The organism is Aeromonas aquatica (genome assembly GCF_000764655.1).
Taxonomy (GTDB): domain Bacteria; phylum Pseudomonadota; class Gammaproteobacteria; order Enterobacterales; family Aeromonadaceae; genus Aeromonas; species Aeromonas aquatica.
This window is the reverse complement of record NZ_JRGL01000036.1, coordinates 1-6,520: the sequence shown is the minus strand read 5'-3', so window position 1 is coordinate 6,520 and position 6,520 is coordinate 1. Positions and strand designations below refer to the sequence as shown.

At 62.2% G+C, this 6,520-nt stretch carries 6 protein-coding genes; 4 read left to right on the top strand and 2 right to left on the bottom strand.

Annotated features, from left to right (window positions below):
* Positions 1-12: 12 nt before the first annotated feature.
* Both LG30_RS0107370 and LG30_RS0107365 read right to left on the bottom strand, forming a co-directional pair.
* Positions 13-891, bottom strand: a complete 879-nt coding sequence (locus LG30_RS0107370) for a tyrosine-type recombinase/integrase (RefSeq protein ID WP_238566394.1) — start codon at positions 889-891, stop codon at positions 13-15.
* Positions 892-1,074: 183 nt separating this feature from the next.
* Positions 1,075-1,938, bottom strand: a complete 864-nt coding sequence (locus tag LG30_RS0107365) for a YicC/YloC family endoribonuclease (protein WP_033130064.1) — start codon at positions 1,936-1,938, stop codon at positions 1,075-1,077.
* Between the two features lie 147 nt (positions 1,939-2,085).
* On the opposite strand from LG30_RS0107365, the gene rph reads away from it, so the two are divergent.
* The 4 genes from rph to cueR form a co-directional block, all read left to right on the top strand.
* Positions 2,086-2,802, top strand: coding sequence for a ribonuclease PH (gene rph / locus LG30_RS0107360; RefSeq protein ID WP_025328763.1), 717 nt, complete (start codon positions 2,086-2,088; stop codon positions 2,800-2,802).
* Positions 2,803-2,885: 83 nt separating this feature from the next.
* Positions 2,886-3,539 carry an orotate phosphoribosyltransferase gene (gene pyrE, locus LG30_RS0107355; RefSeq protein ID WP_033130063.1) on the top strand — a complete coding sequence of 218 codons (654 nt, stop codon included), beginning with the start codon at positions 2,886-2,888 and terminating at the stop codon, positions 3,537-3,539.
* Positions 3,540-3,727: 188 nt separating this feature from the next.
* Entirely contained in the window at positions 3,728-6,139 is a 2,412-nt protein-coding gene (locus LG30_RS0107350; protein ID WP_033130062.1) for a heavy metal translocating P-type ATPase, read from the top strand.
* On the top strand, positions 6,136-6,520 hold a 385-nt coding region (gene cueR / locus LG30_RS0107345; RefSeq protein WP_033130061.1), incomplete at its 3' end, for a Cu(I)-responsive transcriptional regulator. The genes LG30_RS0107350 and cueR, both read left to right, overlap by 4 nt.

Below are 6,520 nucleotides of genomic sequence, written 5' to 3'. Positions count from 1 at the left end.
ATGATTAGACCACTACAATTCGAGGCTGGCTGCACTCAGCGGGATAGTGATCTCGGTGGCTGTCTTACTGCGCTTAGCCGGAATGCACCACGTTCCCTCGTTAAAATCGAACTCACTCCACATAGCCGCAATCAACTCGCCTTTACGCACCCCTAGATGAACCAACAGCGCGATTGCCAGGTAGTTTTCACGGACGAACTGGTCCCGGTGTTTGCGAAGAACGGTGAACAGTAAATCCAGCTCATCAAGACTAAGAATGCGCTTCCGGCTTTTTTCCAGCCCACCAGCATCCGACATGGTGAAGGCTTGAGCCGGACTGTAGTCCAGCAGGTCCAGCTTGAGCCCGTGTTTGAAAAGTTGCTTGCAGACCATGAGGGCATCATTGGCGGTTGCATTGCGCCCGGAGTTGGCGACTTTATGGATAATGGCGCGTATATCGCGAGCATTAACGTCTTTCAATGCCAGCTTGCCAATGTGTGGGGCAATCTCCTTTTGGTAAATGCGCTTGGGGATCTGCGGGTTCTTTAGTCGCCGGCTGACATCATGCTGATACCAGTCCAGAAACAGTTGATCGACAGTTTTGATTGTCTCTTGCTGATCGCGTTTGCGCTCTGCTGAAGGGTCTTTGCCATTTTCTACATCGGCGTTGAGGCGGGCGGCTTCTCCACGAGCCTGAGCTAGGGATAGATGAGGGTATGACCCTATCGTGAACCAGACCCGTTTCTTGGCGATATTGGTATAACGGAGTACCCATTTGCGGGTACCGCTGGGTAGTCTCCGAAGATACAGGCCATCACCCACATTGATGTTATTGGTGGCACCTAGCTTGCCCTCCTTTTCGTCTTCAGCATCCTGCTCTTTGATCTTCTTGGCGAGTTCACTGGCTCTCATGCGGGGTCCTTCGGCTAGTGGTATCACGTACTGAAAAAGGTGGTATCACGTCGTGTCGTGATACCAAACGTGATACCACTTTATCAGAACAGTGGCGGACAACTCAAATCACCAAAAAACAACAAACCCCTGAAAATCAGGGGTTTGAGGTTCATCTAAAACAGCGGGAAACGCTAAAAAACGTCATTCTATATTCTGGATCTGCTCGCGCATCTGCTCGATGAGGACCTTCAGCTCGACCGCGGACTGGGTCACCTCGGCGTTGATGGATTTCGAACCGAGCGTGTTCGACTCGCGGTTGAACTCCTGCATCATGAAGTCGAGACGACGGCCACAGGCGCCGCCCTTCTTCATGATCTTGATGGTCTCGCTGATGTGCATCTCCAGGCGATCCAGCTCCTCGGCCACGTCGATCTTCTGGGCCAGCAGCACGATTTCCTGCTCGATGCGGGCCGGATCCAGCTCGACCTTGGCCTCGACCAGACGGTCGGTGAGCTTCTGGCGCTGCCACTCGATGATCTGCGGCAGGTGCACGCGCACCTTCTTCACTTCCACCTGGATGCCGTCCAGACGCTGCTCGATCAGCGCCTTGAGGTTGGTCCCTTCGCTGGCGCGGGAGGCGATGAAATCTTCCATGGTCAGATCGAAACCGCCCATCAATTCGGTGGCGACCGCATCCATGTCCTGCTCGGCGGCGGCCATGACGCCGGGCCAGCGCAGCACGTCCACCGGATTGAGTTGACCCTGACCGGCTTCTTTCATCACCCAGTTGGCGCCGTCAATGATGAGCTTGGCCAGCTCTTCATTGATGTGCAGCTGGCTGGCGGCGGCCTGGGCCGCCTCGAACCGCAGGTTGCACTCCACCTTGCCGCGCTGCAGCTTGGCACGGAAACGCTCGCGCAGGACCGGCTCCAGGCTGCGCAGCTGCTCCGGCAGGCGGATGTAGGTTTCCAGATAGCGCTGGTTGACCGAACGAATTTCCCAAACGGCTGTGCCCCAGTCGCCCTTGAATTCCTTGCGGGCGTAGGCGGTCATGCTGTGAATCATTGATTGTTCCGGGCTTGATGAAGTGTGGGGGCAGTATACTCAGCCAGGCTTGCCCCGTCAGCCGACAGCGTGGTTTTAGCGGCTGATATTTGGGGCGGGATCACTTATAATCCCCCGCCAATTTGAGCCAGCCCAGAGGTCAGTCCCATGTCCCGTCCCAGCGATCGCAGTGCCGCGCAAGTGCGCCCGGTTACCATCACCCGCAACTTCACCAAGCATGCGGAAGGATCTGTGCTGGTGGAGTTCGGCCACACCCGCGTGCTGTGCACCGCCAGCGTCGACACCAGCGTGCCGCGCTTCCTGAAAGGCAAGGGTCAGGGCTGGGTCACCGCCGAGTACGGCATGCTGCCGCGCTCCACCCATTCGCGCATGAACCGCGAGGCGGCCGCCGGCAAGCAGAGCGGTCGCACCCTGGAGATCTCCCGACTGATAGCCCGCTCCCTGCGTGCCGCCGTGGATTTGACCGCCCTCGGCGAGCACTCCATCACGGTGGACTGTGACGTGCTGCAGGCCGACGGCGGCACCCGCACCGCCGCCATCACAGGTGCCTGCGTGGCGCTGGTGGATGCGCTGAACTGGATGGTCGAGAAAGGCATGCTCAAGCAGAGCCCGCTCAAGCAGATGATCGCGGCGGTCTCCGTCGGCATGTATCAGGGCGAAGCCATCTGCGATCTGGAGTACGTGGAAGATTCCGCCGCCGAGACCGACATGAACGTGGTGATGACCGAAGACGGTCGCATCATAGAGGTGCAGGGCACCGCCGAGGCCGAGCCCTTCACCCACGAGGAGCTGCTGGCGATGCTGGCCCTCGCCAAGGGCGGCATCGACGACATCATAGCGCTGCAGAAGCAGGCGCTCTCCTGAATTTCTGATTTGAAAAACGCGGCATTGACCGCGTTTTTTTATACCCCCACACCAGTAAACGACAAGCCAAGCAAGGAGCCAGAATGAAAGCCTACCAGCGTCAATTTATCGAGTTCGCCCTGGAGAAACAGGTTCTCAAATTCGGTGAGTTCACCCTGAAATCCGGCCGCAAGAGCCCCTACTTCTTCAACGCCGGCCTGTTCAACAGCGGCCGCGATCTGGCCCGCCTCGGCCGCTTTTATGCCGCCGCCCTGATGGACGCTGGCATCGAATTCGATGTGCTGTTTGGTCCGGCCTACAAGGGGATCCCCATCGCCTCCGCCACCGCGGTGCAGCTGGTAGAGCAGCACGATGTGGATGTGCCCTGGTGCTTCAACCGCAAGGAGGCCAAGGATCACGGCGAAGGCGGCAATCTGGTGGGCTGCCCGCTCAAGGGGCGCATCATGCTGGTGGACGATGTCATCACCGCCGGGACCGCCATCCGCGAATCCATGGATCTGATCCAGGCCAACGGTGCCTCCCTGGCCGGCGTGCTGATTGCCCTGGATCGCCAGGAGAAGGGCAAGGGCGAGCTCTCCGCCATTCAGGAGGTAGAGCGCGACTACGGCGCCCACATCATCGCCATCATCCAGATGAGCGACCTGATCCAGTATCTGGAAGAGAAGCAGGCGGAGCAGCCCGCGCTGGCCGAGCAACTGGCGGCCATGCGGGCCTACCGCGCCCAGTACGGCATCTGACGACCCGGTTCCCTCATCCCCGGCCCTTCCCCCGTGAGGGGAGAAGGGGGCAGATCGGCATGCTGCCGATCGTATCAACGGCGCCAAAAGGCGCCGTTTTTTATTTGCACAAAAAGTCGGTGCGCTCACTTGAGCTTGCCCTTACAGTAAAGGTTAAGGTTTGCTGGTCAACTCCGAGGAGGATTGTCATGACCATGCATATTCAACTTCCCGTCAGCGGCATGAGCTGCGCCAACTGCGCCAGCCGCATCACGGCCGCCCTCAACCAGCTCGACGGCGTGACGGCCAGCGTCAACTTCGCGCTGGAGCAGGCGGCCATCGAACTCGGTGACCCGGCTCGTCTGCCCGAGGTCCTCGACAGCATCACGGGGCAGGGCTATGGCTACGGCCATGAGACGATCTCCTTCCAAATCAGCGGCATGACCTGTGCCGGTTGTTCGGCGCGGCTGAACAAGATGCTGGCTGCCTTGCCTGGCGTCATCTCGGCCGAGGTCAATTTCTCCCTCGAGCAGGCCCGCATCCTGCTGGTGCCCGGCACCCAGACCCTGGCTTCCCTGCGCACCCATATAGAAGCGCTTGGCTTCGGTGCCCAGCTGGCGCAAGGCTCCGTCAGCCAGCGCCGTCAGCAACTGCTGGCCCGTGAGGAGCAGGAAGCTGCCGCCGCCCGCCAGGCACTGACTCAGGTTGTTATTTCGGCCCTGCTCACCCTGCCGCTGCTGGTGGGCATGGTCGCCATGGCCGGACTGTTCCCCTGGCATCTGCCCGCCTGGCTGGAGCTGGTGCTCGCCACCCCGGTGCAGTTCTGGATCGGGGCCCGCTTCTATCGCGGTGCCTGGCTTGCCCTCAAGAACCGCGCCGCCAACATGGATGTGCTGGTGGTGACAGGCACCAGTGCCGCCTACTTCTACAGCCTCTATCTGCTGCTGACCTTAGGCGTGGCCGCCAGCGGCAAGCTCTATTTCGAGGCGAGCGCCATCATCATTACCCTGATTTCACTCGGGAAACTGCTGGAGGCGAGGGCCCGCCGCAGTACCCAGTCCGCCATTCGCGAGCTGATGGCGTTGCGGCCGGACACCGCCACCGTCTGGCGTGGCGAAGCCTGGCAGAGTGTCGCCATCGACGAGGTGCTGCGTGGCGACAGGCTGCGGGTGCTGGTGGGGGAGCGGGTGCCGGTGGACGGCAAGATCCTGAGTGGTGCGAGCGAGTTGGATGAATCCATTCTTACCGGCGAGAGCCTGCCGGTGCCGCGCGCACTGGGGGATGCCGTGCTGGGCGGCGCCATCAACCGCTCCGGCGTGCTGGAGATAGAGGCCACGACCGTGGGGGAGGACTCCAGCCTCAGCAAGATCATCGCCCTGGTGGAGCGTGCCCAGATGGGCAAGGCGCCGCTGCAACAGCTGGTGGACAGGGTCTCCGCCATCTTCGTGCCCGTGGTCATGGCCATAGCCCTGTTCACCCTGCTGGCCTGGTATGCCTACAGTAACGACTTCGGTCAGGCGCTGCTGGCCGCCGTCGCCGTGCTGGTGATCGCATGTCCCTGCGCCCTGGGGCTGGCGACCCCGGCCGCCATCGTCACCGGCACCGGGGTGGCGGCGCGCCACGGCATCCTGATCAAGGATGTGGATACCCTGCAGAAGGCCCACGCCATCAAGGCGCTCATCTTCGACAAGACTGGCACCCTCACCCAGGGCAAGCCCGTGCTGGCGAGCTGGAGCGGCACCGATGAACAACTTAGGCTCGCCGCCGCCCTGCAACAGGCGAGCGAGCATCCGCTGGCGCTGGCGATGCGCGAGGCGGTCGGCAAAGAGGTCGTGCTGCCCCAACCCGAAGCCGTGGAGGTGCGGGTCGGTGCCGGTATTCTCGGTCAAGTGGCGGGGCATAGGGTGGCCATCGGCAATCCCTCCCTGCTGGCTCAGCTCGGCATTGAGCCGCCACAGCAGGATGAAGCGCCCGCCGACGGTGCGACCCGGGTCTGGGTCGCCATCGACGGCGTGGCGGTGGCTATCGCCGCCCTGGCCGATACCCTGCGCCCAGAGAGCCCCGAGGCTATCGCCATCCTACGCCAGCGCGGCATCGCCAGCTGGCTGGTGAGCGGTGATGCGCCTGCACCCGTGGCCCACATCGCCGCCAAGCTGGGGTTGGACGGCGCCTTTGACTCTGTGCTGCCCGCCGGCAAGGTGGAAAAAGTGGAGGCGCTGCGCGCCCGTACCCAGGGCCTGGTAGCCATGGTGGGGGACGGGGTGAACGACGCCCCGGCGCTGGCGGCGGCGGATGTCGGCATCGCCATGGGCTCAGGCTCGGATGTGGCCATGGAGACCGCCTCCATCACCCTCATGCGATCTGACCCGCGGTTGGTGGCCGATGCCATCGACATCTCGGCGGCCACCTGGCGCACCATACAGCAGAACCTGTTCTGGGCCTTCGTGTTCAATATCATCGGCATTCCGCTGGCGGCGCTGGGCTATCTCAGCCCCGAGCTGGCGGGGGCGGCCATGGCCCTGAGCAGCATCACGGTATTGAGCAATTCCCTGTTACTGAAACGCTGGCAGCCCAGGGCGGGCGGCCAGCGCCAATCTGAATCGAAAAGGAGCCATCCATGAACATCAGCAAGGTTGCCAAGGCCACTGGGCTGTCCGCCAAGACCATTCGCTATTACGAGAGCATCGGCCTCATCTCGGCCCCGGTGCGCAGCGACAACGGCTATCGCAGCTACACAGACGGTGCCCTGCGGGAGCTGCGCTTCGTCAAGCGGGCGCGGGAGACCGGCTTCAACCTGGAGGAGTGTCAGGAACTGTTGGCGCTCTATCGGGACGAGCACAGAACCAGCGCCCAGGTGAAGAAGCTGGCGCAGGAGAAGATCGTCGATCTGCGGGCCCGCATTGCCGGTCTGCAGGCCATGCTCAGCTCCCTGGAGGAGGTGGTGGGGTGCTGCCACGGGGATGCGAGCCCGGAGTGCCCCATCCTGGACGAGTTGGAGCGCG

Bases quoted from the DNA above. Each gene is read 5' to 3' on its own strand.
- LG30_RS0107365 (WP_033130064.1), bottom strand. From the start codon at position 1,938: ATGATTCACAGCATGACCGCCTACGCCCGCAAGGAATTCAAGGGCGAC.
- pyrE (WP_033130063.1), top strand. From the start codon at position 2,886: ATGAAAGCCTACCAGCGTCAATTTATCGAGTTCGCCCTGGAGAAACAG.
- rph (WP_025328763.1), top strand. From the start codon at position 2,086: ATGTCCCGTCCCAGCGATCGCAGTGCCGCGCAAGTGCGCCCGGTTACC.
- LG30_RS0107350 (WP_033130062.1), top strand. From the start codon at position 3,728: ATGACCATGCATATTCAACTTCCCGTCAGCGGCATGAGCTGCGCCAAC.
- LG30_RS0107370 (WP_238566394.1), bottom strand. From the start codon at position 891: ATGAGAGCCAGTGAACTCGCCAAGAAGATCAAAGAGCAGGATGCTGAA.